We start from the raw sequence: 2,714 nt of genomic DNA on the forward strand, positions 1-2,714 counted from the left end.
GATAGGAGTTGATGTCTAATGAAAAATATGTTTGCAGGATTTATAGATTATTCTCAAGAAGAATACAATGAACTATGGAGTCACGCGATTTTTGTTGTTGATACAAATATTCTGTTGAATTTTTATAAGTACACAACAAGCGAATCTGTAAAAGGATTTTTCAATATTTTAAAAAAATTAAAAGAAGAAAATAGATTATGGGTTCCTCACCAGGTAGCATTAGAATATTTTCACAATTACGAAGGTAGCATGCTAAAACAAACTGAAGGTTATAAGTTGCTTCAAAAAAAAATAATAGATTTAAAAAAGCAAGCTGATACTATATTCGGTAATGTTACTAGTGAACATCCGTATATTCATTTACAAAATTTAGAGTTCTATAAAGATAAATTGAAAGACTTAAATGATGAGTTAATACGGAAAATTGATGAAAGCTTAAAAGAACTACCTGATTCACAAGATACAAAACGTGAACTTGAAGATCTTTTAAACGGAATAATTGGAGAAGCTTATAATCAAGAAAAAATAGATGAAATTCAAAAAGAGGGAGAACTTCGGTACCTAGATAATGTCCCGCCAGGATTTGAAGATAAAGACGATGCTAATAAGAAAAATAATAGAACATACGGACATATGAAATATCAGCAACTTTATGGAGATCTCATTTTATGGAAACAAATTATTGATAAAGCTTCTTCTGAAGAAAATCCCAAACCTATAATATTTATCACTGAAGAAAAGAAGGCAGATTGGTGGCAAAAAGAAGGAAAACTAATAAAAAGACCTCAGCCCCATTTAGTACAAGAGTTTTTGGAAAAGACAAATCAAAAATTTTACATGTATAGGACAGATAGTTTTCTTAATTATGCAAGAAAGTATTTAAATGCTAAAGTTTCTGAAGAGCAAGTAAACGAAGTAACAAAAGAATTAGAGAATATAAGAAAAATAGATGCGCTATTGGATGATAAGCAAGCATTGCAGAAAGACCAAGTAAATATTTTATTTCGTCAAGCTTTAGATATTTTGGAGGAGTATGAGATTGATTTTGAAGAAGTTGATGAAGCAGTGCAGCAAATGGAAGAAGTTTTCACAACAGTTGAGCTTGTTAGGTTTTTAATTGGTGGAAGGTATCTTGTAGGTGTGGCCTTAAATAAAGCTGTAGGACGAGTGCTAAGCGAAGGTAAAGAACTTTTATTGATAGAGCAATTTGGAAGAATTAATACTGTGGATGATGAGGGAAGGCCAACAACAACTCAAAGTTGGGTAAAACGATAATGAATTAAGTATTTATGCTAAGATGTTCTATTGCTTTTATAATTGAATTGACTTATTAAAACGGCCACAATTGGTGACTTTCGAGTCTCTATTGTAGCTGTTTTTATGTTTAACTTTTTAATAAGTAAAAGGAATTAAAAATCCTATTAACTAAGATTGTAAAAGAACATGACTTCAGTTAACAGTATATTCACGCTACGGACATTTGTCCTTGGTCTGGCATTCGCCAGACACCCGACATACGTCGGGTCGTGAATACAGGAACGTTATATAAAATTACCAAGTGCGAAAAAGAAAAGGAGTAATAGATGAATCCACTCCCAGAAGAATATGAATTGATTTCATTATTCGAATCTGAGCCACAATTAATGGATGAAGATATACCTTGGTTCTACAACACCTTAACGTTCAAGCTACAAAGAGAGAGTGATATTTTGTCTTGCACGATTAGTCCGGCATACCAATCATTCTCTATAGATCTAACCATAAATGAGCGAAAGATTTATTCACTGGGATTCAAAGATGTAAAAGGGCTTACGATAGAAAAAGATAAAGATGTAGAAAGACTGATTGTAGAGATGAATGATGAAAGTGCATTTGTAACCTTAATTATTCAAACAAATCCTCAGATACGAATCGCAACTACACATGACAATAGTTTTAGAAAGTAATCCAAGGAGTAGGTAACTTCATATAACAAAATATTCACGCTGCGGACATACGTCCTGGGTCCGACAGTCGTCGGACACCCGGTATGCACCGGGTCGTGAATAAGGGAACGTTATGTGAAATCATTAAAAAAGGGAGGCTTAAAATGAGTAAATCTTTAAAAACATCTTTAGCAAAAGTAAGATTAAAACATCCAATTATATTAAGGTTTGTTTTGATAATTATTTTAATTTTACTTCTTGCAGTTTTATCTAATTTCTTGATTAATGCTTTCGATTCATCCAATGTAGATGTTTTTAAATTTCTTGATAATTCAGGTAGTGTAGCTATACTTGCATCATTATTAGGAGCTACTGTGGGTGGAGCTATCACTTATTTTGTTACTATATATTCATTGATTCAAAGTAATCATATAAAAAGTGCGATAATAAATAAGAAAACAATTTATGAGCCTTTGCTTATTGAATTCAAAAGTCTTTCTAAAGATTTGTCTAACAATAAGGTGGTGCAAATATCATTTAATCCAGCACGAAGGAATCGGAATTTTACTCAATTTGAAGTCTGGATGCGAATCAAAAATGATTCTAGATATTATCAAATGCCAAGTTATCTTAGAGAAAAATTGTTGTCTTTAGAAGAAGACGTCATTTCTTATATTAAACAAATGGAAAATGTCGAAAAAAGTGCATTTGATTCTTTAAAAACGCAAATAAAAAAAGTGGGCAAGGAAATTGAAAGAAATGAAGCAAGTATTGGCTCATTTTTTGATT

3 protein-coding genes are annotated in these 2,714 nt (G+C 31.6%); all 3 read left to right on the forward strand.

All coding sequences use genetic code 11. The annotated features are described in order from the left end of the window. Positions 1 to 18: 18 nt before the first annotated feature. Positions 19 to 1,275: a PIN-like domain-containing protein gene (locus WKI47_RS15530; RefSeq protein ID WP_340228070.1), complete on the forward strand. Its 1,257-nt coding sequence runs from the start codon at positions 19 to 21 to the stop codon at positions 1,273 to 1,275. Between the two features lie 308 nt (positions 1,276 to 1,583). Further along, positions 1,584 to 1,946 (forward strand): hypothetical protein, encoded by a 363-nt coding sequence (locus WKI47_RS15535; RefSeq protein ID WP_340228071.1) that lies wholly within the window; start codon positions 1,584 to 1,586, stop codon positions 1,944 to 1,946. A gap of 143 nt (positions 1,947 to 2,089) precedes the next feature. After that, a partial coding sequence (locus WKI47_RS15540; RefSeq protein ID WP_340228072.1) for a hypothetical protein occupies positions 2,090 to 2,714 on the forward strand: 625 nt, incomplete at its 3' end.

Origin of the sequence: Saccharibacillus sacchari (assembly GCF_037722395.1) — a bacterium.
In the GTDB taxonomy this organism is placed as follows: Bacteria; Bacillota; Bacilli; order Paenibacillales; family Paenibacillaceae; genus Saccharibacillus; species Saccharibacillus sacchari_A.

Bases quoted from the DNA above. Each gene is read 5' to 3' on its own strand.
- WKI47_RS15530 (WP_340228070.1), top strand. From the start codon at position 19: ATGAAAAATATGTTTGCAGGATTTATAGATTATTCTCAAGAAGAATAC.
- WKI47_RS15535 (WP_340228071.1), top strand. From the start codon at position 1,584: ATGAATCCACTCCCAGAAGAATATGAATTGATTTCATTATTCGAATCT.